Raw genomic sequence first — 25,579 nt, 5'->3', positions numbered from 1 at the left:
CGTACTTCGGTTCGGGTCGATCTCCCGCGAAGACTGGCGCCACTGTAAGTACAACCAGTGGGAGCAGAGAAACGCGCACCGGCCATCCTCCGAACACAGGATCGGGCTGAGGCGGCATTGTGTGATACCGGCACCATCGTTGTCAATCACAACTGGACACCGGTTCGCCGCTCACGGCGCCGATCAGAACGGCACGTCGTCGCCGTCCCCGAACAGGCTCGGGCCGGTCGCCGCTTGGGGCTTGGACTTGCGCCGCGGCGCCTCGGGCGGCTGAACGATCTTCGGCTTCGGCGGCTCGATCCGCGGCGGTGTCGCCGGGGTCGGTAGGGGGATAGGTCTCGTCACATCGGGCGCGGCGACGGGCGCTGCCGGCACGTTCGACAGGTCGTGGCCTTTCTCCAGCGTTCCGAGCACGGCGGTCGCGCGGGCGAGTACGCTCCCCGGAACTCCCGCCAGCCGCGCGACGTGGATGCCGTAGCTGCGCTCCGCGTTCCCCGGCGCGATCTTGTGCAAGAAGACGATCTCGTCGGCCAGCTCGCGCACCAGCACGTTGTAGTTCCGGAGCCGGGGCAGCGACGCCGCGAGCTGAGCCAGTTCGTGGTAGTGCGTCGCGAACAGTGTGCGGCACGCGAGCGTGTCGTGCAGGTACTCGGTCATCGCCCACGCCAGCGAAACGCCGTCGTATGTACTCGTCCCGCGGCCGATCTCGTCGAGAATGACCAGGCTCCGCGCCGTCGCGTTGTTCAGGATGTTGGCGGCTTCGGTCATTTCCACCATGAACGTGGACTGCCCGCGGCTCAACTCGTCGCTCGCGCCGACGCGGGTGAAGATGCGGTCGGTCAGCCCCACCTTCGCGCTCTTCGCGGGTACGAAGCTCCCGACGTGCGCCATCAAGGTGATGAGCGCCGCCTGGCGTAGGAACGTCGATTTGCCGGCCATGTTCGGCCCGGTGACGAGCCAGAACATGCCGTCGTCGGGGCCGAACGCGACGTCGTTGGGCACGAACGTGCCAGGCGGCAGGATCTGGTCAAGAACCGGGTGCCGGCCGTCCCGAATGTCGAGAACGGGTTCCTCCACGAACGCCGGGCGCACGTAGTTCCGAGCCGCCGCCAGTTCCGCCAGCGCCGCCAGCATGTCGAGCGCCGCGAGCACCTCTGCGGTGTTCAGCAACCGCGGCGTCTGGACCGCGACTTGGTCCCGCAGCGTCACGAAGAGCTGGAGTTCCAGCGCGCGGCTCTTGTCCTGCGCGGTGACGACCTTCTCCTCGTACTCGCGGAGGGCCGGCGTGTAGTACCGCTTCGCGTTCTTGAGCGTCTTCTGGTGCTTGTACTCCGGCGGCGTTTTCGTCTCGTTCGCGTTGGTGATTTCGAGGTAGTAGCCGTCGATCTCGTTGTAGCCGACCTTCAGGCTGCCGATGCCCGTGCGTGTGATCTCCTGCGCCTGGTAGCGGGCGATCCAGTTCTTCCCGTCTGTGGTGAGGGCGCGAAGCTCGTCGAGTTCGGCGCTGAACCCGGGGCGGATCACGCCGCCCTCTTTGGCGATGTGCGGCGGATCGTCCTCAATCGCCTTATCCAGCAACTCGCGGATGTCGGGGCACAGCTCGAGTCGCTTTTCGAGGTCTTGCAGCAGCTTCGACCGCCGGCCGGTGAGCTTGGCCTTCACCGCGGGGAGGTGGCGCAGGGTGCGGGCGATCGCGGCCAGGTCGCGCGGCCCCGCCTTCGCCGTGGATACGCGCGTGGTGAGGCGCTGCATGTCGGAGCACGCGTCGAGCTGGTCGCGCACGGACTGCCGGAGCGCGTGATCCTTCAGAAGTTCTTCCACCGCATCAAGGCGGGCGCTGATTGCGGTCGCGTCCGTGAGGGGGGCCAGAACGCTGTCGTGCAGGAGCCGGGCGCCCATCGGGGTGACGGTCCGGTCGAGCACCGAGAGCAGGGAGCCGTCGCGCTGGTTGTCGCGCAGGGTGCGGGTCAGCTCCAGGCTGCGCCGGGTGACCTCGTCGAGGGTGAGCAGGGCATCGGGGCGGTGCGGGCGCAGCCGGCGGATGTGTTGGAGGCTCGCCTTGAGCGTTTCCTGAAGGTAGATCACGACCGCACCCGCAGCGACGAGGCATGACTGTGCGTCGTCGAAGCCGAAGCCGGTGAGCGTGCCGACCGCGAAATGCGTTTTGAGCGCCGCCAGCGCGGTAGCCGGGTCGAACGTCCAGTCCGGACGGGCCACGCGACTCTTCGGCAGGTACGTGCCCGCCGCCTGCGAGACGGCGTTCGTCAGCCCTTCGGCGTACAGGCACTCGACGGCACTTAGCCGGGACAGTTCGTCTTGGAGGCGCGGCGCCGGAACGTCGGTAGCCGCAAAATGGCCGGTGGAGAGATCCACCCACGCGAGGCCAAAGAACCCGGGCTTGCCGGGCGCAACGGCAACAAGATGGTTCGGCGCGCGGGGGTCGAGCAACCCGTCGTCGGTCACCGTACCGGGGGTGACGATCCGGTTCACCTCGCGGTGGATGATCTTCTTCTTGGGGTCCGGGTCCTCCATCTGCTCGCACACCGCGACGCGGTGGCCGGCCCGGAGCAGCAGCCCGAGGTAGTGTTCGAGCTTGTGGACCGGCACCCCGGCCATCGGGATCGAGCCGTCGCGCTTGGTGAGCGTGATGCCGAGCACCCGCGACCCCAGTTCCGCGTCGTCCTCGAACAGTTCGTAGAAGTCGCCGTTGCGGAACAGGACGATCATGCCCGGGTGCTGGTTCTTCGCGTCGTGGTACTGCTGCATCATGCGGGACATGGCATCGCCCGGTCGGGGGTCGGAAGTCCGGCGTCGGAACGTAACAGGGGCCGCTCAGAAGTTTATCGGACCGCGCTGCGGATGGGAATCAACGAAGTGGGCGCCGTGCGCCGAAGTGTGTGCGGTTCTTCCGGTTGAACCCGCCGCTGGGACGTGAGTGACGATAACCGGCCACGCACCCTAGGAATCACACGGGGCGGGGGAAAGCACCTTCTCGCGCACCAACGCGGGCGGTTATCACACGTGCCCACTCCCATCGGCAAAAGCTATCACCACACCCCACGCGGAAAACGGAACGGGCCGCGACCGTTGTTGGTCGCGGCCCGTTCCGTTCGTGCGTTCGGTTACTCCGGCAGTCGCCCGGCGAAGCAGTCCGCCGCGGCGCGGTACATGCCTTGCAACTCGTACCCGTGCCCCATGACACGGAGCACATCCTCGAGCGGCACGTCCTTGCTCTTCGTCAGCACCCAGCAGCGGCGGACGGCGTCTTCCCCGTTCCCGTCGCGGGCGTCGAGCGCGGCCAGCCGCAACTCGGCCCGCGCGCGCAGGCCGTACTGGTCCACTGCGGCCACCGAAAGGTACCGAGCACGGGCTGCGGACCGGGCGTCGAGCCGGTCGTACCGCTCCGCCACTTCGTACAGCATCCGGAGTGCGAGCGGGCCGCGGGCCGTTTCGACCTCGCGCTCGTACAGCGAGCACATTTCCCGTGTGAGCCCGAGTTCGGTGTACACGCGGCCCGTGAGGTACACCCCGCCCGGCCCCAAGGCACGACCCTCGTCCGCGGCATCGATCGCCCGGAACAACAGCTCTTTGCGGCTCTCGCTCGGGGCGGTGCGGTACCGGAGCAGCGCCGTGTAGTAGTTCGTGATCATCGCGTGCGGCTCGCGGGTGCTGAGCTTGGCGTCCGCCATCAGCTCCCGCACCGCGCCCTCGTTGCCGGTGAGCAGGTCGCACATACACACGCCCAGCGCGGCCGCGGAAACGGCCTCCTTGTTGTTGCCGTTGTACGCCGTCACGTAAGCCCGGCGGGCCGCCTCGGGGGCATCGTCCTCAAGGTGCGAGCGGCCGATCCAGCACCACGCGAACTCCGCGAAGGTCGTGCCGGGAGCCCGGTCGATCACCTCAAAGAACCGGGCCACCGCGCTCTTACGGTTCCCGGCCTTCATTTCCATCAGCCCGAGGTTGTACGCCGCGTGCGGGGCCGCGGGCGCGTGCCCGACGGTCTCGAACACCTGTCGGTACCCCAGGGTCGCGACCCGGAACCGGCCCGCCCGAGCGTCCAAGTTGGCGAGCGTCACCCGCATCGGGGCCGCGGCCGGGTGCTCCGCCGCCACTTCAAGTGCTTGGCGCAGCGCCTGCACGGTGAGTTCCGGCCCAGTACCGTACGGCGCCGGCGCGAGGAGCAGTTCGCGCCCTTTAATCTCCCATTTCACGCGCGCCCGCTCGGTCAGCGCGGTCAGCACGACACCGAGCGGCAACCGCTCGACCTCGACCGGGCCGACCGGATCGGCGAGCAGTTTTGCAACCGTGTCATCTTCCGACACTTCCAGTTGTGCGGCCGACGCCAGCGCGTGGACCGCGTCCAGGGCGGGTTGCTTCGCGAGCCGCAGCGTGACGGTCGGGTTTTGCGGGTCCTTGTCGGCGTGGACCTCGACCACGTCGCGCCCGGTGTCCGGACTCGGGCTGGCGGCCGACTCCGCGCTGGCGAGCCAATCGAGGTACACATCGGGTTCCACCTGCATGGCCGGCCAGGCGAGCGCGCCGGCGTTGAGCGGGTCCAGCGGGGCAGGGGACCCGAGTTCCAGAACGCACACGCGGGCACGCAGGTAAGCGACCTCTTCGCGGAACTTGCTGCCCCGGCACTCCTGGTGGCCGGAGCGGAGCAGCACGCGGTCCATCAGCGCGCGCGCTTCGGTCAGCGTGCCCGCGTCGATCGCGCAGCGGGCGCGGCCGAGCGTGGCCCGCGCCCACCCGCCCACGTTGGGGTCCTGTTCGGCCTTCTGGTACGCCGCGTCGGCCTCCTTTAACCGGTTGAGCCCTTCCAGGCACAGCCCCTCGCGATACGCGGCCTGGTGCTCGTCGCCGAACGCGCCCGGTGCCGCACCCCGGATCAGCTTGAGCGCGTATGAGTAGCTCGCGGCGCGGATGCTGTTGTTGACCCGACCCGCGGTTGCCCGATCCGCCGGGGTGGGGGGCGCGTTCGGGGCGGGATGCGCGTCCGGGGCGGGGGGCGCGTCCGCGTCGGTGTGCGGCTCCGCGGTTTCGGGGGCCGGTTTGGGGCGGAGCTGCTGGCTCAGGGCCGCGCCACCGGTGACGCACGCCAGTACGATGGCCGGAGTCACGAGCCGACGGATCAAACCGCGGCGCGGTCGCGGGGCGGCGGGCTGGGCGCTGGCGCCGTCGGCCGGCACTTCGGGGGAGGGGAGGGAGGCGGAGGAGTCGCTCATGACGGTGTCCAGCCCGGTTGAGGTGGGGTAGCAGATTCCAACCGTATGATCGAAAATGTCTCCGCGCGGTTGCGGGCGCTTTTTTGACGCAATTTTATTTGAATCCGCTCGATACATATTCTCGTAGGCCGCGAACATCGGCCCCAACACCTGAAAACTGTGAGTACCGAGCCATGCGTATCGAACCTACAGGAGTCCAGCCGCCCGCTCCGCAAACCCCGGCCACCCGCTCCACCCCGGCACCGGCCGTCGAATCGGGCAGCGCGAAAGAGTTCGTCCTGACCGGCAAACTGGCCACCCTGCTGGCCGGCGTCCGCCAGGCTCCTGACGTCCGCCCGAACGTGGTTTCCGAAGCCGCGGCCCGGCTCGCGGCCGGCGACTTCAACACCGCCGAGGCGGCCGCCGCTGCCGCCGCCGCCGCCGCTCAAACGCTCCCGGATAACGACGGCCCGGTAAGCTGACACCTTAAGTCCGATAATAACGCCCGCGGCCCCCGCCGAGCACCAGCTCGGCGGGGGCCGCGGGCGTTTTGGGGCCGCGCGGCGTGCACCCACTGTGGGCCGCGCGGCGCCGCAAAGTCGCTGAAAACGCAGGCAAATCTCCCCCACCCAGTTCGATAACCTCAGCAGACGGGAAGGACTCACCGACCCGCAAACTGAACCCTAAGCTGGAGTGCTCGCAATGGCTCTGTCCGTCGTCAACAACGGCGCCTCTCTCAACGCCCAGGCGAACCTGAGCAAGACCAACTCGGCCCTGTCGAAGTCGCTCGAGCGGCTCTCGACCGGTCTGAAAATCAACCGCGGTGCGGACGGCCCCGCCGGCCTCGTGATCTCCGAGCAGCAGCGTGCCCAGATCGCCGGTCTCCAGACCGCGATCGCCAACACCAACAAGGCCGTGTCCCTGGTGCAGACCGGCGAAGGCGCGCTGAACGAAATCAGCTCGCTGCTCACCAAGATCCGCAGCCTGGCCCTCGACTCGGCCAACGCCGGCGTGAACGACGCGACCGCCCTGGCCGCGAACCAGGCCGAAATCGCGAACGCCCTCGGGACCATCACCCAGATCGCCACGACCACCCAGTTCGGTAGCAAGAAGCTGCTCGACGGCAGCGCGTCGCTGGGGGCTAGCACCGCGGTCGCGAACATCGGCGTGGCGGTCGACCCGACCGCGGTCGCCGGCGACTACAACATCAACATCACCCAGTCGGCCCGCCGGGCCAACGTGGTGGGTAGTGCGAACTTCACCGCCTTCACGAACGGCACCCTGAACGGCGTCGTGGCGGCGGCCGACGTGACCGCGGTCACCGGCGGGTTCACCGTTGACGCCCGCGACAACGTGGGTGCGGCGTCCGCGGCCGGCGACGACCTTCAGGTGACCGGGAACTACACCGGGGTCACCAACCGCACCTACACGGTCGAAGTCCTCTCCGGCGGTGACATCGGGACCAACGTCGTCAACCTCAAGGTGACCGACACCTCGACCAACACGTTCAAGAACATCTCGATCCCGACGACCTACACGTCGGGCGACCTGATCACCGATCCGGTCCTCCAGGGCCTGCAACTGAAGTTCACGACCGGCGACACGTACACCGCCAACGACGTGTACACGTTCGAGGCACAGGGGACCGGCAAGCTGACGCTCAACGGGACCGACATCGCCCTGAACGGTAACAACGCCGGCAGCCTGACCGACGCGATCGCCACGATCAACTCGTACACCGGCACGACCGGGGTGCGGGCCTCGGTGGACCCGACCAACTCCGCCCGGATCGCGTTCTCCTCGGCCACCTACGGGACCGGCGGCGACTTCACGATCCGCACCGACACGTTCACGGAGACGAAGCTCGGGTTGAACTCCGCCGGGAACTTCGACACCACCACGGTGTCCACGACCGGGGCCGCGGCGAACGGGGTGACGGGCGGGCGGGAAGCGACCGGCACGATCTCCAACGACGGCGGGATCACCACCAGCACGTTGCAGATCGACGGCAACGTCGCCAGCGGGTTCGGCCTGGCGATCACCCTCAAGGACGACCCGGCGTCCACGACCTTCACGTCGGCCGCCCCGACCACGGGCACCATCACGGTGGCCGACAACGGCCTGGTGTTCCAGATCGGTGCGAACGCGGGCCAGACTTCGAACCTGCGGTTCAGCGACGTGCGGGCCACGGCCCTGGCCCAGAACTTGGTCGGCAACCAGTTCAGCAGCTTGGCAGCGGTTGATGTGACCACCGCGTCGGGCGCCCAGGACACGCTCAAGGCGGTCGACCAAGCGATCGCGGACATCTCGGCCCTTCGCGGTAAGCTGGGTGCGTTCCAGACCAACACCCTGGAGTCGAACGCCAACAACCTCCAGAGCACCCTGGAGAACACGACGGCGGCCGAGTCGGTGGTCCGTGACACCGACTTCGCGGAAGAGATCGCGACCTTCACCCGCCTCCAGACCCAGCTCCAGGCCGGGGCGACGGTGCTCGGCAACGCCAACCAGACGACCCAGCTCGTCGCCCAGCTCCTCCGGGGCTAATCGCGAGCGAGTCCTTCGATAATACCTGAGGGGCGCGGGCAGAGGAGATCTCTGCCCGCGCCCGCTCCCGCACTCACGGCGGGTCGCACCACCCCACAACCGGAATCCTAACCCCTTCAAGCGTATGAGCTTGGAACACTCGGAGGTGCTCTGATGGCTGTCAGCGGCGTTAGCACGAGCGGCTTGAACTTCACCGGCCTGGCCACGGGCATCGACACCCAGAAGGTCATCGACGGGCTGAACAAAATCAACCAGCAGCGGATCGACCGGCTGAACAGCCAGAAAACCGCGCTCACCACCAAGCAGACGGCGTTCGTCACCCTCCAGGCGCAACTGTTCGACCTCCAATCCAAGACGAACGCCCTCGCCCGCTCGGCCGGCAGCGCGTTCGACGGCCGCACCGCGACCTCGTCCGACAGCACCGCGGCGACCGCCGTGGCCGGGACGGCCGCGGTCCCCGGCACATACACGGTTAACGTGGTCAAACTGGCCCGGGGCGCCCAGGTGGCGTCGGCCGGGTTCGCCGACCCGAACACCGCCCTCAAAACGGGCACCCTCAAGATCACCGTCGGCAGCGGCACGACCACGACCGTCACGGTCGGGAGCCAGAACAACACGCTCCAAGGGGTCGCCGACAGCATCAACGCGGCCGGCGGCGACGTGCGCGCGACCGTCGTCACCGACAGCGGCACGTCGGAAGCGAAGCTGCTGGTCACGTCGAGCAAGACGGGCGCGGCGAACGCGATCAGCGTGGACGCCAGCGGGCTCACCGGCGGCTCCGGGCAGGACCTGTTCACCGGCGGCGTGCCGACCGTCCTTCAGGCGGCCCAGGACGCCCAGGTGACCGTCGGGGGCGGCGCGCTGAGCGTGTCCAGCCCGACCAACCAGATCAACAACGTGATCGCCGGGGTCAGCCTGAACCTCCTCAAAGAGGGACAGACGGTCACCGTGTCGGTAGCCGCCGACACCAGCGGGGCGGTCAAAGCGGTGCAAGACTTTGTCACCTCGTACAACGCGGTGAAGGACCTCATCGCCTCCCAGACGCAGTACAACTCCGAGACGCAAACGGCCGGTACGCTGCTCGGGAACCGCGACGTGACCGCCCTGTCGGACGCGCTCGCCAGCGCCCTGACCGACGCGGTCCCGGGCCTCACCGGCAGCACCAACCGGTTGTCGGTGGCCGGCCTGTCGTTCAACGACTCCGGGAAGCTGGTGTTCGATTCCAGCAAACTGACCTCCGCCCTCAACGACCCGTCGGGCACCGCCGCGGCCGGGTTCAAGAAGCTGTTCGGGCTGTCCGGCTCCACGAGCAACGCCGACATCACCTTCCTCGCCGGCGGGACCAAGACCCAGTCGACGGCCGGGAAGTCCGTGCAGGTGAACGTCACGGCGGCGGCCACGCAGGCGGTGGTGGTGGCGTCCGCCACCCCCGGGTCCGTCGCGCTCATCCCCGCGAACCCGACCCTCCAATTCAAACTGAACAGCCTGCTCAGCAGCAGCGTGAGCCTGCCGGCCGGTCCGTACAACAGCACCGGCGAACTGCTCGCCGCGGTCCAAAAGGCGATCAACTCTGCGCAGAGTTCGAGCGATAATTATGTGACGGTTGGTCTAGACGGTGGCGGCAAGGTCCAAATCTCCACCCAGAAGTACGGTTCGGGGGCCAACATCGCGATCACCGGCGGCTCGGCGGAGGTGCTCGCGGCTCTCGGGTTCAACGGCGCGGAAAGCTCCGTCGGCACCAACGTGGCCGGCAACTTCGTGGTGAACGGGACGACGGAAACCGCCATCGGCAGCGGGCAGATCCTCACCGGCGCGAGCGGGAACGCCACCACCGCCGGGCTCCAACTGACCTCCAAACTGACCGCCCCCGGGACGGGCACCGTGACGGTCACCCAGGGGGTCGCGAGCCGCCTGTCGCAGGTGCTGAACAGCTACCTGGATCCGGTCGCCGGCCGGTTCAAGGCGATCACCGACACGTACAACCAGCAGACCGCGAACATCGACAAGACGATCGTCAAGCAGCAGGCGGTCCTGGACGATAAGACGGCCCAGCTCCAGAAGCAGTTCGCCGCGATGGAAACGGCCGTGAACAACCTGAAGGGCCTTCAGACGCAGCTCGCGTCGCTGGCCACTTCGACGAACAGCAACAACTAACTTTCAGACATTCAAGGTGCACCGATGAACCCGTACCGCCGCTACCAGCAGCAGTCCGAACCCGCGACCGGGTGGACTCGCATGGACCTGCTCCTCGCGCTGTACGACAAGGCTCTGGAGCGGCTCGATAAGGCGGAGGCCGCGCTGCAGGCACGCGACCAGGCCGGGGCGGTGACGCTGCTGCTCAAAGCCCAGCAGATCGTGATGGCGCTGGCCGAAGGGGTACGGGTAGAGGTGAACCCGGAGGTGAACGGCAACATCCTCCGGTTGTACGAGTACGCCGCCCACGAACTGGCCCGCGCCGATCTGGAGGGTGTGGGTAACGTGCGGAAGGTGCTGCGCACCCTCCGGGAAGGGTTCGAGGCGGTCCGCGCGGAGGGGAACGCAATGGAGCGCGACGGGCGCCTCACGCCTATGAGTCACGCGGCGGTGGTGGCGGCTACTGCCTGAGCCCAACCGGCCCCGGAAACGCGCGGCGGCCCGGCGACCTTCGCCGGGCCGCCGCGCGTTTCCGGGGCCGGTTGTGTGCATCCGGGCGGCGGGGCCGGATTCGCAAGAACGGGCAAAAGGAGTGAACGCGCCGGTTGTGCCGGGTCGATGAATCCTCCGGTCTCAAACCGGGGGCGATAGCTCATGATCCGCGGCCTCTACAGCGCCGGTTCCGCGCTGGTCATCGCGTCGGAACAGCAGGAAGTGACAGCGCACAACCTGGCCCACTCCACCACACCCGGGTATCGCGAGCGCGGGCTGGTGTTCGAGAGCCTGGACCGCCACATCGGCCACGCCGAGGAGCCGACCGGCGACATCACCGGGGCTCGCACGGTCCAGGCTTACAACGACTTCCGCCCGGGACCGATCCAACAGACCGGACACCCCTACGACCTCGCGATCGGCGAGGCCGACCGGTTCTTCGTCCTCAACGGCCCCAACGGGCCGCTCTACACGCGCAACGGCTGCTTCCGCGTCGACCCCCAGGGGCGTCTGGTAAGCCAGGCCGGCTACGCGCTTCAGACCGACCAGGGTAACGTTACCATTCCCGAAGGCACCAGCCGCGTGGTGATCGCCAGCGACGGCAGCATCACCGCCGACGGCCAGCCCCTCGGGACGGTTCGGCTCGCGCGGTTCGCCGACACGAAGCAGCTCACCGCCGCAGGGCCGACGCTATACACCGCCTCCCCGCAGGCGGGCCGCCAGGACGCCCCGGGGCGCGTGATCCAGGGCTCGCGCGAGGGCTCCAACGTCGAGCCCGCGGCGGCGATGGTCCGGCTCATCATCGGCGCCCGGTACTACGACGCCGCCCAGCGCGCGCTCCGCGCCCAGGCCGAATCGCTGCAACTGAACACCCGGCCGCAGACCTGAGGCGCTCGGGCACGAGGCCCGGGACGCCGGCCGCCGCTTTCTCTCACGGAGGGGACCCATGATCAAGGCACTGTTCACCAGCGCCACCGGGATGAACGTCCAGACCACCGCGATCGACAATACGTCGAACAACATCGCGAACGTCAACACCAACGGGTTCAAGAAAGGGCAGGCCGACTTCCAGGACCTGTTGTACGTGAGCCAGCGGGCGCCGGGGTCCGACGCGGCCGCCGGGCTCCAGGTGCCCACGGGGCTCCAGATCGGCAGCGGGGCGCGGGTCGCGGGCATCACGAAGGTGTTCACGCCGGGCGCGCTGGTCAACACCCAGAACCCGTTCGACGTGGCCGTCGAGGGGGAGGGGTTCTTCCAGGTGACGCTCCCGAGCGGCGAACTCCGCTACACCCGCGACGGCGCGCTGCGGCTGAACGCGCAGGGGAACCTGGTCACCAGCGACGGGTTCCTGATCTCCCCGCAGGTGACCATCCCGACCCAGGCCGTGTCCGTGTCGGTCGGCTCCGACGGCACGATCTCGGTGCAGAACGCAGGCGCGCTGAACGCCTCGACGGTGCTGGGCCAGCTCACCCTGGTGCGGTTCCAGAACCCCGCCGGGTTGAGCGCCGAGGGGCGCAACCTGTTCGCCGAAACGGCGTCGTCGGGCACCCCGCTCATCGCCACCCCGGGCCAGAACGGCGTCGGGTTCACCCGCCAGGGGTTTCTGGAGCGGTCGAACGTGGATGTGGTGACGGAACTGATCAACCTGATCCTGGCGCAGCGGGCCTACGAGTTCAACACCCGGGCCGTGCGCACCGCCGACAACATGCTGGCCTCGACTACGGACCTGATCCGTTAACGGCTTCTCCCTGCGGGGCACTCGGTGCGGCCGCCAGGGCGGCCGCGCCCCTCGCACGCCCTTCACGTTCCTGCGGAGCGCACGGATGCGGAGCTTCCGATACCTGCTGGCGGCCGCCGTTGCGGCCCTCGCGCCGCTCGCGGCGCGGGCCGGCGATCCGGTGGTGGTCGAATTGAACCCGTCCGCGACCGTCGGCACGAACCTCATCACCGTGGGGGACGTGGCGCTCATTTCCGGCGGCGACGCCGGCACCCGGGCGCGGGTGGCGAAGGTGGACCTCTTCGAACTCAAAGCCCGCAGCGCGGGTACCGTGGTGGGAAGGCTGTCCGTCTGCTACCGGCTGGAACTGGCCGGCTTCGACGCGGGCGCGGTGCGAGTGACCGGTGCGGACCGCGTCACGGTCACACCGGCCCGGCGCTCGGTTACGGCCGACGAGGTGCTCGCCGCGGCCCGGGCCGAACTGCTCCGCCAACTGCCCCCGGGCTCGGGGGCCACGGTCGAACTCGCGCAGCCGGTCGTGGTGAAGCTCCCGGAGGTGCCCGCGGACGAGCGGGTGACGATCACCGCGAAGCCGCGCGGGCGCACCACCGGCCGGGTGCAGATGGACGTGACGATCGCGTGCGGGGGCGAGACCCTGCTCGGCATGGCCCTGCACGTGAACGTGACGGACGGCCCGCGGGCCGACCCGCAGGTGCAACAGGCAGGGGGCACGACCCCCGCCAACCCGAACGAGGTGCTGGTGCGGGCCCGGCAGCGGGTCGAGGTGAGCGTCAGCAGCGTCGGGCTGAAGATGATCATGACCGGCGAGGCCCAGAGCGACGGGCTCCTCGGCCAGACCGTGATGGTGCAGAACAGCGAGTCGAAGAAACTGGTGCCCGCGAAGGTCACCGGGGCCGGGAAGCTCGTGATCGAACTGGGAGGTACCACGCCGTGAGGCGATTAGCACTGGCAGCGCTCCTTGCGGCGGTGGCGGCGGTCGCCACCAGCCGGGCGGACTCCCTGTGGGAGCGCCGCGACCCGCGGTACGCCTACCTGTTCCAGGACAACCGGGCCCGCGCCGTCGGCGACGTGCTCGTCGTGACCATCACCGAGAACACGGTGTCCAACGAGCAGGACGCGCGACAGCTCAACCGCACGGCCACGTCGGGCGGCAACGTGCAGTTCTTCGGCGGCGGCAACGTCACCCCGAACAACAACGGCGGGGGCGGCGGCACCGGGCTGGGCACGGTGAACTCCAGCGGCGTCGGGTTCACGCTCCCCGGCGGCTCGACCAGCCTGAACTTCAACGGCGCCGCCCAGAGCACCGTGACCCACACGTTCACCGACCGCATGGCGGTGACGGTGGTGGACATCATGCCGAACGGGAACCTGGTGGTCGAGGGGTACAAGAGCCGGGTGGTGCAGGGCGAGGAGCGGGTGCTCCGCCTCACCGGGATCGTGCGCCAGCAGGACATCGGCGTGGGCAACGTGGTCGGGTCCGGGAACGTGGCCAACTTCCGCGTCAGCTACCTGGGCCGAGGCCCCGGCAGCCGCACCACGCGGCAGAGCTACCTCGGGCGGCTCGGCAACCTGCTGCGCCCGTAAGGTCAGAACACAGGGGTCAGAAGACAGAGGTCAGAGGACAGAGGCCGGGGGCAAAAGACGGCGGCCGGGGCGGACCAGGTGGCGAACAGGTGCCGAGTGCCCTTCGATTCGGGCAGCTCCCCCTGTGCTTCCGTCTTCCGCCCTCTGACCGCCGCCCTCCGTTCGCTGCCCTCTTCTTCCTGGGGGACACATGTACCGGCTTCTCATCGCGGCGGTGGTCTCGCTGGCGGCGGTCTCGCAGGCGTCCGCGCAGGCGCGGATCAAGGACATCACCGACGTGTCCGGCGCGCGGGCAAACCAGTTGTACGGGTTCGGCCTGGTGGTCGGCCTCGACGGCACCGGGAGCCGCAGCACCTTCACGCAGCAGGTGGCGGTCGACCTGCTCCAGCGCATGGGCACCAGCACGCAGATCTTCAGCCAGCTCCCGGCCGAGTCGGTGATCCGCTCCACCAGCATCTCGGCGGTGCTGGTGACGGCCGAGATCGGGCCGTTCGCGCGGAAGGGGTCGCGGGTGGACGTGACCGTGTCCGCGATCGACGACGCCCGCAGCCTCCAGGGCGGCACCCTGATCTTCACGCCCCTGCGCGGGGCGGACGGGAACGTGTACGCGCTGGCCCAGGGGCCGCTGTCGGTCGGCGGGTTCTCGGTCACCGTCGGCGGCGGCGGCGTGCAGAAGAACCACGTCAACGTCGGCCGGGTCCCGAGCGGCGGGATCATCGAGAAGGAGGCGCCGGGCGAACTCGTTCGCGACGGCAAGGCCACCCTCCTGCTGAAGGACCCCGACCCGAACACGGCGCGGATGATCGCGAAGACGATCAACGACCGGTACCCGGGCACCGCGGTCGCCACCGACCCGGGGGCCGTGGCCTTGTGCCAGCCGACCGACCTGAGTAAGACCGCGACCCAGTTCATCGCCGAGGTGGGGCTGTTCGAGGTGCGCCCCGACACGACCGCCCGGGTGGTCATCAACGAGCGCACCGGGACGGTGGTGGCGGGCGAGAACGTGACCATCTCCCCGACGGCCATCGCGCACGGGAACCTGTACATCGGGGTGTCGATCACGCCGCTGATCTCGCAGCCCCCGCCGTTCTCGGGCGGCGGCACGGTGGTGGTGCCGCGGACCCAGGTGACCGGCAGCGAGCAGCAGGCCCGCCTGCTGCCGCTGCCGAAATCGACCACCGTAGCGGACGTGGCCCGCTCGATGAACGCGCTGGGGGTCACACCGCGCGACCTGATAGCCGTGTTCCAGATGATGAAGAAGGCCGGCGCGCTGCACGCGGAAGTGGTCATCGAGTGAGCCCGCGCCGGGTCCGGGGCGGCCCCGCGGCGCGCCCCGAACCCGGCACCCCGGAACGCACTTAAACCCGCGGAGGAAAACTATGATCGGGGCGGAAAGTATTGTGTCCTCGGCCTCAATTTCGGCCCCCGCGCTGGGCAAGCCGGGTGCTACGGTTACGGACAAGGCCGTCGCGCGTGTCAAGGACATGGCCGGCGAGATGGAAGCCACCTTCCTCTCGATGTTGCTCAAAGAGATGCGCCAGACCCTGGACGAGGGCGAGGGCGGGGGGATGTTCCCCGGCGACACCGGCGACGTGCAGGGCGGCCTGTTCGACCTTTACCTGGGGCGCCACCTCGCGGGGGCCGGCGGGATCGGCCTCGCGTCCGCGCTCGTTCGCCAGATGCAGGAGACCGGCGCCGCACCCAAGCCGGTAACGCACACCGATGCTCACGCTCTCAGCGCCGTCGGCTCCGGTCGAGCCGTTTCTGCACCACCTGGCGGCTGAGGAACAGCTCCTCACCGCCGCCATTGAAAAGGGCCAGGAGCTGTACGCCGCGCTGCGGCGCGGCGCGGTCCCCGAGGCCCACGGGCTGGGTGCCGAACAGGAGCGGATCGCGGCCGGGCTGAGGGCCGCGTCCGCGGCCCGGCTCGGGGCGACCGGCGCCCTGGCCGCGGCCCTGGAACTCGCGCCCGAACAGGTCACCCTCGCGGCCCTCGCCGAGCGGCTCCCGGAGCCCCAGGCGGAACCGGTCCGGGCCGCCCGCGCGAGGCTCGCGGCGCTCGCCGCCGAGCTGAACCGGATTCAGACGCGGAACGCAAATCTTCTCGGTCACCTCCGATCATTCTTTCGGGACGTGCTCGCCGAATGCGGCGCGGACGACACCCCAATCCGGTACGGCCCCTCTGGTCAGTGGCTGCCGCCGGCGCCGAATCAGCCCCTCCTGAGACGCGGAACCATCACATGACGAACAGCTACGCCATCGGCACCTCGGCGATCGCCACGGCGCAAAAGGCGCTCGACCTGATCGGCCAGAACGTCGCGAACGCGACCACCCCCGGGTACCACCGCGTGGACCCGCAACTCGTGAGCCGCACCACCGGCCCGAACGTGACCGGTGTCGACATCGGCTCGGTCACCCGGTACTCGCTCCCCGCGGTGCGGACCGCGGTCCTGACCGGCAACGGTGATCAGGGGCGGTACACCGCGCTGCTTGACACCAACCGGCAGATCGAGACCGCGCTGGCCACCGGCCAGGGCGGGGTCGGCGACAAACTGGAGAGCTTCTTCAACCAGGTCGAGGAGCTGACCGCCCGCCCGGACAGCCTCGCCTCCCGCCGGACCATCCTCACCGCCGCGACCGACCTGTCGAACCAACTCAACGCGACCGCCGGAGACATCGACCGGCTCCGGTCCGACCTCGGCCGTAAGATCGGGGCCACGGTGGACCAGGTGAACACCCTGGCCACCCGCATCGCGAGCCTGAACACGCAGATCCTCACGAAAGAGAACCGGGGCCTGACGGCCAACGACCTCCGCGACCAGCGTGACGTGGCCATCGACGACCTGTCGAAGCTCATCGATGTCAAAATCGTCGAGGTGCCGAACGGGCAGATCAACGTCATCTCGGGCGACTCCGCGGTGGTGGTCGGCGAGTTCGCGAACCGGTTCACGGTGTCGCAGAACGCCAACGACGACATCGTCATCACCGACACGAGTGCGGCCGCCACCCGCACGTTCCGCTCCGGCTCGCTGGCGGGGGACGTGCAGTCCTTTAACACCGACATCCCGGCCCTGCGGGCCCGGCTCGACACGCTCGCCGGTCAACTGATCCAAAAGGTGAACCAGGTGCAGGCGACCGGGCTCGGCTCGACGCCGATCACCAGCCTGAGCGGCACCAACCAGGCGTCGTCGGTGACCGCGCCGCTGAACGCGGCCGGGCTGCCGTTCTCGGTCCAGGCCGGGACGCTCACGGTGAGCGTGACGAACAACAACGTCTCCCCCGCGACCCGCACCAACACGGCCGTCGCCATCAACCCCGCCACGCAGAGCCTGACGGACATCGCCACCGCGCTGAGCGCGGTGCCCGGGCTGACGGCGACGGTCAACGCGACCTCCAACACGCTGGACATCCAGGCCCAGGCCGGGTTCTCGTTCGACTTCGCCGGGCGCGACACGCTGCCGGCCGGGCCGGGGGCTGTGGCGAACACCGACACCTCGGGGCTGCTCGTCGCCCTGGGGGTCAACGGGCTGTTCGTCGGGAGCAGTGCGGCCAGCATCCGGGTCAGCCCCACGATCTCCGCCGACCCGACGCTGCTGGCGGCCGGGCGGACCGGCGAGGTGGGCGACGGCACGAACCTCGAGCGGCTCGGCGCGGTCCGCGACGTCCAGGCGGTCGCCACCCGCACGCTCACCCAGGATTTCGCGGACATCGCGGCCACCTTGGGGAGCAGCATCAACTCGTTCGACGACCTGCAGACCACCCAGACCAGCGCGCTCCGCGAACTGGCCACTCAGGAGCAGGCTACCGTCGGCGTGGACACGAACGAGGAGCTGCTCAAGCTGCTCGCGTTCCAGCGCATGATCCAGGGCGCGTCCAAGTACCTGTCCGTCGTGAACACCTCGATGGACGCCCTGTTCAACATCATCTAACTGTCACGGCCCGCACCCCTGGCCCCGCCGGCGCGACCGGCACCGGGGCCTGATGCGCCGGCCCGCGCCCCAAACTAAGAGGAACTTCCCAATGAACCTGCGCGTCACGGCCCTTACCCAAAACAGCAACGCGATCGCGAACATCCGGCTCCGCAGCGCCGACCTGGCCAAGTTCTACGACCAGGTGTCCTCCGGCGTGCGGATCGAGAAGGCGTCCGACGACCCGAGCAAGTACCCCGCGCTGACGGAGGCGAAGGCCGCGTCGAACCGGCTCAAGAGCTATGCGGGTACGGTCAGCGAGTCGACCGCGGTTCTGAACTCGGGCGTCTCCACCCTTCAGGACGTGAACGACATCCTGGTGCGGGCCAAGAACATCGCCCTGGAGGCGAACGACGCGAGCACCCAACCGGAGAGCCGCGAGGCGCTCGCCTCCGAGGTCGACAGCCTCATCTCCCGCGCCCTGATCACGGTCAACAGCCGGCCCGACGGCTCCTCCCTGTTCTCGGGCACCGCGCTGGACACCAACGCGTTCCGGGTGGCGACCACCGACGCCCAGGGGCGCCCCGCGACGGTCGTGTACGACGGCGCCGACCAGCGCGCCCGGGTGGTGACCGGGCGCGGCACCACCGTCGACACCCGCTACGTCGGCAGCGAGGTGTTCCAGCAGCCCGGGGCGGACGTGTTCGCGAGCCTGATCGCACTGCGGGACGACTTGCGCGGCACGTCCGGTTCGAGCGCCACGTTCAACCAGGCCCTGGACCAGCGGATCACGGACCTGACCGCGGCCCGCGACTCGATCAGCGCGACGATCGGCGAGCAGGCCGGGAACCTGGCCACGCTGAGCACTCTGTCCAACGTGATCAGCGATTCGAAGCTGGACTTCGACAGCCGGGTGGGCGACCTGGAGGGGACCGATTACGCCGAGGCGGTCGTGAAGATGCAAGAGGCGAGCACCGCGCTGCAAGCGATTTACGCGGTGACCGCGCAGCTCGCCGACCCGGGCCTGCTCGACTTCATCGGCCGCTGAGCCGGCCCGTTCGCGCCCCGCGGCAACAGCCGTTGACACGGCGCGGGCGCCCGCTTATAGCACGTGCCTTCAACGCACAAGGGATCGCGTCTTCGCGGGCGCAGTTCGCAGGAGGCAGGCATGGACGAGGGACCAGCCGGGGGCGGCGGCCCGGTCGTGCGGGCCGCCCGCGTTCGGGTCACGGGGGAGCCGGTTCGGATCGGCGCCCCCGCCCCGACGGGCGGGGGCCACGAGCCGACGGTGCGGGTCGTCCGCGAGGGCGACCTGATCCAGGCGCTAGAGGTAACTTGCACCTGTGGGGAACGGATCCGCATCCGGTGCGAGTACTGACGGCCGATTCCAGAATTTTTGCTCCAGGGAGGGAGCCGTGAACCGACGGAACATCATCCTGTCGGGCCTGTGCGCGCTCGCCGCGGTCGCGACGGGGTGTATGCCTCTGAGCGGATTGCGGCCCGCCGCACCGGTACCGCCGCCGCTCGGCAAATCCACCCCGCCCGGCCTCGATAATGGCGGGGGCGGGGCCGGCGGGATCGTACAGGCCGGCGGGACCCAGACCGCGGACCCGGCAGGGGGCGGGCGCGGCGATCTGGCCGGCGGCAAGACGGTCGGGGCTTACCAGCCGCCGCAGCCGCCCGCCGGGACACTACCACCGCCCGGGATGTTGCCCCCCGGGACGCAGCCGCCTCGCACGGCGGCGGCCTCGCCGGTACCCGCCGCGCCTCCGGGCGCGGCCGGGCTAACGGCACCAGGCACACCGGCGCCCGCGCCGCTCGGGCCGGGGCTCGCCGCGCCGGGCGACGGGGCCGGGCCGAACAGCCGGTTCGATCCGACGTGGCGCGGCGGGCGGCTGGATCTCCGGCCGGGCGAGGTGCCCGCCGACCGGGTATTCGAGCTGACGCGGCAACTGGAGCTGGTGCTGGCCCAGAACCGCGAGCTGTCGAGCCGGATCGTCGAGTTGGAGCGCCAGGGGGCGGCCCGCGAGCAGGCCCTGATGGAGGCGCTCCGCGAGGTCGAGTCCGCGCAGGCGGAGGTGGACAAGGCGCGGGGCATCATCTCCACGCAGAAGTCCGAATTGGCCCTGCTGCAGGACAAGATCCGCCAGATGGAGCGCGAGGACATCGAGCTGCTCCAACTGGTGATCCGGGCGCTGGAGAAGGCGCTGCCTCCGGCGGGGGGCAAGCCATGACGACGCGCCTGATGGGGTCGCTCGCGGTGCTCGCGGTGGTCGTTCTCGCCGGGTGCGAGCTGATCCACAAGCACCGCGACAAGGACAAGCCGCTGCCCGGCCCGCCGACGTTCAGTCAGTACCACCTGGAGGGGTGGCAGTGGGACCGGGTCGCACGGGTGGTCGTGCTCCCGTTCCGCAACGAGACCGGGTTCACGCGGAACGAGCCCGGGTACACGCGGGTCGGGGAAGAGGCCCGCGAGGCGTTCATCGCCGAGCTAAACAAGGTGGGGCGGTTCGAGGTGATCCCGACCGCCCTGGACGACCGGGCCTACTTGGCCGCGCTGTCGCGGTGCGGCGGGCGGTTCGACGAGCCGCTGCTGTACGACATCGCCAAGGCCACCAACGCCGACGTGGTGGTGTACGGGGTGGTGACCAACTACTCACCGTACCCGCGCCCGCGGATGGGGCTGGTGCTGCAAGCGGTCGGGCCCGAGGAAGCGAAGGTCGTCGCCTCGGTGGACGGGCTGTGGGACACGACTGACCAGGCGATCGCCGACCGCATCCGGGTGTACTACCGGCAGCGCTCGCGTGAGCGCCCGGCGTGGGTGCGGAACCACGTGATCGCCAGCGACGACAGCTTCGCGGGCGAGTTGGCCCTGGATTCGCCAAACTTGTTCCGTCGCTTCGTGAGCCGCGAAGCGGTGCTAAGCTTGCTCGGGTACCCGGTTCCCGGCGTGGTGATGGGCGCCGACGGGGCTCTGATCGACCCGGCGGCGACGTTCCCGGCCCGGCACTCGCACCTCGGGTGCCTTGACTGCCAGCGGCTCGGCCGCGGCAAGAGCTGTACCCACCTGGGGGCCACCGGCCAAGTGGTCCCGACCGTCGGGACCGGCCCGACCAGCCAGGTGGTCCCGGCGGCCCCGTAGGGCGCCGGCGCAAAGTTCAGACCGGGCGTGCGACCGGTTGCGGTGCCGCCCGAAACCGCACGCAGAATCGAACCGTTTCACCGCCCCGGACTTCGGCCCGGGGCGATCCGGCGAACCAAAATTACACGAAGTACGGATACTTCGGGAGCGGTCACGCTCCACCCCGCCGCACGGACGCGACCCTGAGCATCACGCACCAGGAGATCGCACCATGGCCACAGCCGCAACCGAAGCCGCACCGAAGAAAAAGGGCGGCAAACTGATCCTCATCATCGTGTGTCTGGTCGCTTTGGGCGGCGGGGCCGTCGTCCCGATGGCGATGGGCGGGGTGCCCCCGTTCGGCAAGAAGGCCGAAGGGGAGAAGGACAAGGACAAGGCCCCGAAGAAGAAGCCGGCCGAGAGTAAGACCGCGATCGTGCCGTTCGGCGACGTGGTGGTTAACCTTGTCGAAGAGCGGCAGCAACGGTATCTCCGCCTGAAGATCGCCGTTCTCGTCGACGCCGAGGCCGAGAAAGAGGTCACCGCCATGGTGACCGCGAAGAAGGCCGCGGTGAAAAGCGCCCTGATCGGCCACCTGGCCGGGAAGAGCACCAAAGACGTGAGCGGGTCGGTCGGAGTTCAGCGGATGCAGCGGGAGCTCCTCGAACGGATCGAGGAGGTCCTTTATCCCGACGGCAGCAGCCGCATCCGGGCCGTCCTGTTCGAAGAGTACGTCGTGCAATGACGCCGGCCGAGTACGACTTTCGCAAACCGCCGCCCGGTGACATCGAGCGCAACGTCACCGCGTGGTTGACGCTCGCCTGCCGCCGCACCAACGAGGCGGCGGTGCAAGCCCTGAGGTACCCCGCCACCCTCCAGATCGCGAAGGTGGAGACGCCCAGCGCGGCGTACTGCCTCGCGTTCTTCCCTGAGGGGGCGATCAGCGTGCCGCTGGCGCCGCCCGACGCGCCCGGCGGGGGGGCGCTGCTGGTGTTCCCGAACCCCGTGCTGATCGCGCTGCTGTCCGGGCTGATCGGCGAGGCCCCCGAGGCCCTGCCGGCCGACCGCGAGCCGACCCCGATGGAGTCGGCCCTGATCCCGCACCTGGTGCGCGAGTTCTTCGTAACCCCGTTCCTCAAAAGCTGGCCCGGTGTCGAGCCGCTCGTGGTCGACATCGGCGCGCCCGCGGCCCCGGCCGCGGTGTGGACCGGGGGCAACGAGCACAACATCTTCGTCACGTTCACCCTCTCCGCGCCGTACGGCGAGCACCCTATCTACCTGCTGCTGACCCGCTCGGGCCGCTGGGAGCAGTTGGCCGCGATCGGTTTGTCGCCGCCGGTGACGCCCGCACCCAAGTCCGAGATCGAGTCCGTGGTGCGGGCGATGAGCGTCGAAATGAGCGTGATCCTCGGGCGCGCCGACCTCACAATGCGGGATGTGTCGGATCTAACGACCGGCGACGTGATCGTGTTCGACCAGAAGGTGACCGAGCCGCTTGACGGATTGGTCAGCGGTGCGAGAAAATTCCGGGTCTGGCCTGGGGTCGTCGGTGACCGGGCAGCCGTTGTTGTCGATACCATTACCGGCGACTGACCACCGCAAGCGCGAGACGCGACATGGCCGAAACCACTCCGACCGATCCCGCCGACCCCGGCGTCGTGGCCCGCCAGGCCGAGTTCCCGCGGCTAGAGCCCCGCGCCGGCACCGGCCCCGGGAGCACCCTGGAGTCGCTGCGCGACGTGCCGATCACGATCACCGCGCGGCTGGGGCGCGCGGTGCTGCCCATCGGCGAGATCCTCACCCTCGGCCCTGGTTCTGTCGTGGAACTGGAGGAGGTCATCAGCGCGCCGGTCGAACTGACGGTGCGCGGTGTGCCCTTCGCGGTGGGCGAAGTTGTGGTTGTCGGCGAACACTTCGCGGTGCGGATCAAGAACCTGCTCCCGCCGACCGGTGCGAAGCCCGAGGCCTGATCTGCGCACTTGGCCCGGTTGCTGTCGGCTGGTGCCGTATGCGCGCCCCGTGCGCGCCTGCGGCTCTCTTCCTTAGCGGGTCAAGTGCACCCGCGCTGACGCGACGGTATTTAGCGATCCCGCACGCAAGTAGATCGCGGCCAACTGGATCACTTGTGTCCCGATCTGCTGCCGTTCTCTTCGGTGGCCAAAACCGGAATCATGCCCTCGCTTTGGTCGCAGCACTCTTCACGTCTTGCGCGCGCCAGGCCCGGAGCGTGAGCCACGCGAACAGCAGGCACGCGGCCCACTGTACGGTACTGGTCCACAGGTACACGCGGTGCGTCGGGTAGAATGGCTGGATCACCATCACCACCCGGCGGTCCGGGTCCATGTAGGATTCCAGCACCGCGTGCAGGTAAAAGAGGCCGCCCTGGCATACCGCGGCGAGCACCCACAGGGCCCACCGCGACGCCGCCCGGCGCCGGGACGGGTCGGAGGTCAGTAGCAGGTCCAGCGCCAGTGTGGCGAGCGCGACCACGCCGACCGCGTTGAGCGCGTCGGTGACGCGGGCGGTGATCGAGCCTTGCCCGACCTTTCCCAGGAGTTCGGTCCCCACCGGCACGACCGCCGACGTGTAGAACAGGAACCCGCCCTGCCACACCATCAGGAGCTGAACGACGACGAATCGGCGGAGTGAGGTCATTTCGGCCCCGGCGCGTCGGGCGCGGGTCTCTTGCGCCGCCAGCGCACCGCGAGCGGCAGAACGAACAGGTACATCCCGGTGGCCCAGAGTGTCACGACCACCAGCGCCACCGGGAAGAACACGTACACCTTGAACGAGTCGTGAAAAAAGCTGCCGTCGTGCAAGCTCTCGATGAGGTCCGAGCGCCGGTACTCGACCTGGAGCACCTGGGCGGTCTGGAAATCGACCTGCACCTCGTACCGGTTCTTGCACTGCACCTTCACGACGCCGTCTTTGGGCCGCACGTCCATGCGCTCGATGTCGGCCCAGCCGTTCACGCGCGCCTCGGGCACACCTTTCACGGCCGTGAGGACGGCGTCGAAGGGCGCCGTCGGCTCCTTCCCGGTGCCTTTTTTTGTGGGCGGTTGGACCCACGCGATTTCCTTCTTGAGTTGCAGCAGGCAGCCCGTGACGAGGACGAGCAGGAAGGGCGCCGCCGCGACGACGGCGCCCCACCGGTGGGCCTTGCGGAAGAAGACGCGGGGGTTCAACGGCATCGGAACGCCTTCGGCTTACGGCCGGGAGGTGGGGTTCTCTTGAACCGACTTCAGCAGTGCGGCGAGTTCTTTCACCACCTCCGGCTTGTCGGCGGCGAGGTTCTTTTGTTCGGTCGGATCGGCGGCGAGGTTGAACAGCTCCGGCCCGACTTTCTTTTTCCCTTCGTTGGGGATGAGCTTCCACTCGCCTTTGCGGATCGCGAGGGCGTTCGGGTTGCCGCTCTGGTGAATCAGTGTCGATCGGCACGGCTTCGTCGGCCGGTCGGCCGTGAGAGTCGGGAAGATGTCGACGCTGTCCGGCCCGGCACCGCTCGGGAGCAGCTTTCCGAGGATCGCCGCACAGGTCCTGAGGAGATCGACGTGACAGACCAACCCGTCCGACACCTTCCCGGCCGCGACGTGGACGGGCCATTTCGCGATAAACGGAACGCGGTGCCCGCCCTCGTACAGCCCGCCCTTGAAGCCGCGTAACGCCCCGTTACACTTGTGACCGCTCGTGTCGGTTGCGGTGCCGTCGATGTAGCCGTCGTCCATGACGCCGCCGTTGTCGCTGGTGAAGACGACGAGCGTGTTGTCGGTGAGCTTGTACCTGTCGAGCGCCGCGACGATCTCGCCGACGCACCAGTCGAGTTCCTCGATGCAGTCGCCGCGCAGCCCGTGCCCGCTCTTGCCTTTGAACCGCGGGTGCGGCACGCGGGGGACGTGCGCGTCGTGCGTGGCGAAGTACAGGAAGAACGGCTTGTCCTTGGCTTTGCCGATGAACTCGACCGCTTTCTTGGTGATGTCGTCGGCGATGTCTTCGTCCTTCCAGCGCGCCGCTTTGCCGCCGGACATCCAGCCGATGCGGCTGATCCCGTTCACGATGGTCATGTCGTGACCGAGGCTCGGCTTCTGAACGGTGAGGAGTTCCGGGTTCTCCTTCCCGGTCGGCTCGGTGCCCACCTTTTTCGTGTAGCTGACGGTGATCGGGTCTTTGGGGTCGTAGTTCACGACGCGCCCGTTCTCGACGAACACGCACGGCGTGCGGTCGCCGGTCGCGGGGATGAGGAACGAGTAATCGAACCCGACCTCGCGCGCCCCCGGCTTGATCTCGCCGTTGTAATCCGTTTCCTTCTCGCCGAGGCCCAGGTGCCACTTCCCGACCGCGGCGGTGGTGTAGCCGTTTTGTTTCAGGAACGCGGGCACGGTGAGCGTGTCGGGCTTGATGCTGAGGGGGGCGACTCCGCTGAGGATGCGCGACCCGGGCGCATGGCGCCACGCGTACTGACCCGTGAGGAGCGCGTACCGGGTGGGCGTGCAGACGGCGGCGGGGCTGTGCGCGTCGGTGAGCCGCGTGCCCTGCTTCGCGAGGGTGTCGAGGTTCGGCGTGCGCACCTTGGTGGAGCCGTAGCACCCGAGGTCGCCGTACCCGACATCGTCGGCGAGGATGAACACGATGTTCGGGGGCTTCGGATCGGCCGCCGCGCCAGGAAGCGCGAGCGCAGCGACCGCAACGAACGCGGAGAGGGAACGCATACGATCCTCCGGAAGCGACAGCGGTGATTGTCGGTGCGGAACGGCCACAGGTCAACGTTCGCGCCGCAGGATCGCAGTGGACGGCACCGGTTGATTTTCCGCATAACGCAGTTCACGGCGCGGCCGACCCTGCAAGCGGGCGTTGACTC

At 69.0% G+C, this 25,579-nt stretch carries 24 protein-coding genes; 19 read left to right on the top strand and 5 right to left on the bottom strand.

Translation table 11 applies throughout. From position 1 onward, the window contains the following. Positions 1-183: 183 nt before the first annotated feature. Positions 184-2,769 (bottom strand): DNA mismatch repair protein MutS, encoded by a 2,586-nt coding sequence (gene mutS, locus GobsT_RS22925; protein ID WP_010043898.1) that lies wholly within the window; start codon positions 2,767-2,769, stop codon positions 184-186. A 353-nt stretch (positions 2,770-3,122) separates the two neighbouring features. Further along, positions 3,123-5,225, bottom strand: a complete 2,103-nt coding sequence (locus GobsT_RS22920) for a tetratricopeptide repeat protein (protein ID WP_010052579.1) — start codon at positions 5,223-5,225, stop codon at positions 3,123-3,125. 173 nt (positions 5,226-5,398) lie between these two features. Between GobsT_RS22920 and GobsT_RS22915 the strand changes: the two genes are divergently transcribed. The 19 genes from GobsT_RS22915 (at position 5,399) to GobsT_RS22825 (ending at position 22,694) form a co-directional block, all read left to right on the top strand. After that, positions 5,399-5,686: a hypothetical protein gene (locus GobsT_RS22915; protein ID WP_010052577.1), complete on the top strand. Its 288-nt coding sequence runs from the start codon at positions 5,399-5,401 to the stop codon at positions 5,684-5,686. 220 nt (positions 5,687-5,906) lie between these two features. After that, positions 5,907-7,748: a flagellin N-terminal helical domain-containing protein gene (locus GobsT_RS22910; RefSeq protein WP_010050844.1), complete on the top strand. Its 1,842-nt coding sequence runs from the start codon at positions 5,907-5,909 to the stop codon at positions 7,746-7,748. Positions 7,749-7,901: 153 nt separating this feature from the next. Further along, complete coding sequence (gene fliD, locus GobsT_RS22905; RefSeq protein WP_010050843.1) at positions 7,902-9,902, top strand: flagellar filament capping protein FliD; 2,001 nt, start codon at positions 7,902-7,904, stop codon at positions 9,900-9,902. Positions 9,903-9,926: 24 nt separating this feature from the next. Then, a complete protein-coding gene (locus tag GobsT_RS22900) occupies positions 9,927-10,352 on the top strand; it encodes a flagellar export chaperone FliS (protein ID WP_010050842.1) in 426 nt (141 codons plus the stop codon). Positions 10,353-10,535: 183 nt separating this feature from the next. Further along, entirely contained in the window at positions 10,536-11,261 is a 726-nt protein-coding gene (locus tag GobsT_RS22895; RefSeq protein WP_109570913.1) for a flagellar hook-basal body protein, read from the top strand. A 58-nt stretch (positions 11,262-11,319) separates the two neighbouring features. Beyond that, entirely contained in the window at positions 11,320-12,111 is a 792-nt protein-coding gene (gene flgG / locus GobsT_RS22890) for a flagellar basal-body rod protein FlgG (protein WP_010037640.1), read from the top strand. Between the two features lie 85 nt (positions 12,112-12,196). Then, positions 12,197-13,045, top strand: coding sequence for a flagella basal body P-ring formation protein FlgA (locus GobsT_RS22885; RefSeq protein ID WP_010037638.1), 849 nt, complete (start codon positions 12,197-12,199; stop codon positions 13,043-13,045). Next, entirely contained in the window at positions 13,042-13,695 is a 654-nt protein-coding gene (locus tag GobsT_RS22880) for a flagellar basal body L-ring protein FlgH (RefSeq protein ID WP_081471552.1), read from the top strand. The genes GobsT_RS22885 and GobsT_RS22880 overlap by 4 nt, the downstream gene beginning before the upstream one ends. Positions 13,696-13,885: 190 nt before the next feature. Continuing rightward, complete coding sequence (locus tag GobsT_RS22875; RefSeq protein ID WP_010037636.1) at positions 13,886-14,992, top strand: flagellar basal body P-ring protein FlgI; 1,107 nt, start codon at positions 13,886-13,888, stop codon at positions 14,990-14,992. Positions 14,993-15,074: 82 nt separating this feature from the next. Beyond that, the gene (locus GobsT_RS22870; protein ID WP_010037634.1) at positions 15,075-15,479 is read left to right on the top strand and encodes a rod-binding protein; all 405 of its coding nucleotides are present in this window, start codon (positions 15,075-15,077) and stop codon (positions 15,477-15,479) included. Beyond that, positions 15,418-15,939: a flagellar export chaperone FlgN gene (gene flgN, locus GobsT_RS22865; RefSeq protein WP_010037632.1), complete on the top strand. Its 522-nt coding sequence runs from the start codon at positions 15,418-15,420 to the stop codon at positions 15,937-15,939. The genes GobsT_RS22870 and flgN overlap by 62 nt, the downstream gene beginning before the upstream one ends. Continuing rightward, on the top strand, positions 15,936-17,624 hold the full coding sequence (gene flgK / locus GobsT_RS22860) for a flagellar hook-associated protein FlgK (protein ID WP_010037630.1): 1,689 nt from the start codon (positions 15,936-15,938) through the stop codon (positions 17,622-17,624). Before flgN ends, flgK begins: the two co-directional genes overlap by 4 nt. 91 nt (positions 17,625-17,715) lie before the next feature. Further along, complete coding sequence (locus GobsT_RS22855) at positions 17,716-18,651, top strand: flagellin N-terminal helical domain-containing protein (RefSeq protein WP_010037627.1); 936 nt, start codon at positions 17,716-17,718, stop codon at positions 18,649-18,651. Positions 18,652-18,771: 120 nt separating this feature from the next. Beyond that, complete coding sequence (locus tag GobsT_RS22850; RefSeq protein ID WP_010037624.1) at positions 18,772-18,981, top strand: hypothetical protein; 210 nt, start codon at positions 18,772-18,774, stop codon at positions 18,979-18,981. A gap of 37 nt (positions 18,982-19,018) precedes the next feature. Further along, on the top strand, positions 19,019-19,837 hold the full coding sequence (locus GobsT_RS22845) for a hypothetical protein (protein WP_010037622.1): 819 nt from the start codon (positions 19,019-19,021) through the stop codon (positions 19,835-19,837). After that, a complete protein-coding gene (locus tag GobsT_RS22840) occupies positions 19,834-20,745 on the top strand; it encodes a hypothetical protein (protein WP_010037620.1) in 912 nt (303 codons plus the stop codon). Before GobsT_RS22845 ends, GobsT_RS22840 begins: the two co-directional genes overlap by 4 nt. 211 nt (positions 20,746-20,956) lie before the next feature. Further along, on the top strand, positions 20,957-21,469 hold the full coding sequence (locus GobsT_RS22835) for a flagellar basal body-associated FliL family protein (protein WP_010037616.1): 513 nt from the start codon (positions 20,957-20,959) through the stop codon (positions 21,467-21,469). Then, positions 21,466-22,317 carry a FliM/FliN family flagellar motor switch protein gene (locus GobsT_RS22830; RefSeq protein ID WP_010037615.1) on the top strand — a complete coding sequence of 284 codons (852 nt, stop codon included), beginning with the start codon at positions 21,466-21,468 and terminating at the stop codon, positions 22,315-22,317. The genes GobsT_RS22835 and GobsT_RS22830 overlap by 4 nt, the downstream gene beginning before the upstream one ends. 23 nt (positions 22,318-22,340) lie before the next feature. Beyond that, the gene (locus GobsT_RS22825) at positions 22,341-22,694 is read left to right on the top strand and encodes a FliM/FliN family flagellar motor switch protein (protein WP_010037614.1); all 354 of its coding nucleotides are present in this window, start codon (positions 22,341-22,343) and stop codon (positions 22,692-22,694) included. 199 nt (positions 22,695-22,893) lie between these two features. Here GobsT_RS22825 and GobsT_RS22820 read toward each other — a convergent pair whose 3' ends face one another. The 3 genes from GobsT_RS22820 to GobsT_RS22810 are packed head-to-tail and all read right to left on the bottom strand — an operon-like array spanning position 22,894 to position 25,430. Further along, on the bottom strand, positions 22,894-23,379 hold the full coding sequence (locus tag GobsT_RS22820; RefSeq protein ID WP_010037613.1) for a hypothetical protein: 486 nt from the start codon (positions 23,377-23,379) through the stop codon (positions 22,894-22,896). Next, complete coding sequence (locus tag GobsT_RS22815) at positions 23,376-23,915, bottom strand: PepSY domain-containing protein (RefSeq protein ID WP_010037612.1); 540 nt, start codon at positions 23,913-23,915, stop codon at positions 23,376-23,378. Before GobsT_RS22815 ends, GobsT_RS22820 begins: the two co-directional genes overlap by 4 nt. 15 nt (positions 23,916-23,930) lie before the next feature. After that, entirely contained in the window at positions 23,931-25,430 is a 1,500-nt protein-coding gene (locus tag GobsT_RS22810) for a sulfatase family protein (RefSeq protein ID WP_010037609.1), read from the bottom strand. Positions 25,431-25,579: the final 149 nt, after the last annotated feature.

This window comes from Gemmata obscuriglobus (genome assembly GCF_008065095.1).
GTDB lineage: Bacteria > Planctomycetota > Planctomycetia > Gemmatales > Gemmataceae > Gemmata > Gemmata obscuriglobus.
This window is presented reverse-complemented; position numbering and strand designations above follow the sequence as displayed.